Annotated in this window: 1 protein-coding gene and 1 tRNA gene; one reads left to right on the forward strand and one right to left on the reverse strand. The window is 58.9% G+C overall.

Translation table 11 applies throughout. The features are described 5' to 3' along the window. Window positions 1-292 precede the first annotated feature (292 nt). A tRNA-Arg gene (locus RT91_RS19440) sits at window positions 293-369 on the reverse strand. Between the two features lie 181 nt (window positions 370-550). Between RT91_RS19440 and RT91_RS22720 the strand changes: the two genes are divergently transcribed. After that, window positions 551-625 (forward strand): zinc-finger domain-containing protein (locus RT91_RS22720; protein WP_240314381.1); only part of this gene is annotated, 75 nt, incomplete at its 3' end.

Consider the following 625-nt stretch of genomic DNA (forward strand, 5'->3'; position numbering starts at 1 on the left):
CTGACAGCACCATAAAATCAAATACTTAAGTGGTGATTTCCGGTTTCCGAATGTCACCTCGGGTGTAATTGCGCTTCACATGTGCTGCAGAAATCTCCGGCAGCGTGAACGCCTCATTGCGTATCGCCCGCGCCCTCCATGTGCGCTGCTGGCTGTCGCATGCGGCGAGATTGCTCACCACGATTGATTATTTGATTATTCTGGCCAGCCTGCGCCGGACTGCCGCCTCTGCAACAACGTGCGCATCTTCGATGCCCATCTGCGAAAAGTGGTTTGGTTTCTGAGGGCTATATGGCGGACCCGGCGCGATTCGAACGCGCGACCTTTGCCTTCGGAGGGCAACGCTCTATCCAGCTGAGCTACGGGTCCGGCAACGTCCGCATAGCGCGGATTGGATCTGGGCTCAATGCCCTTCGGCCGTTGGCGGCGCAAGTGGAGGCCGTCCTCTTCGCTGGCGATAGGCATCGGGGGTCTTTGGCGGTATTGTGGCGATCGTTCACACAGCGCGTGAGGTGTTCATGTCCGCTCAGCGGGCGCGATAGATTTCGAGATGATTCAGGTTCGGGAGCGAACCGTCGCTTGTGACGGGGGCGGCCCGTTGGGGCATCCGCGCGTCTATCTGAAG

Origin of the sequence: Acidiphilium sp. JA12-A1, from assembly GCF_000724705.2 — a bacterium.
GTDB classification, from domain to species: domain Bacteria; phylum Pseudomonadota; class Alphaproteobacteria; order Acetobacterales; family Acetobacteraceae; genus Acidiphilium; species Acidiphilium multivorum.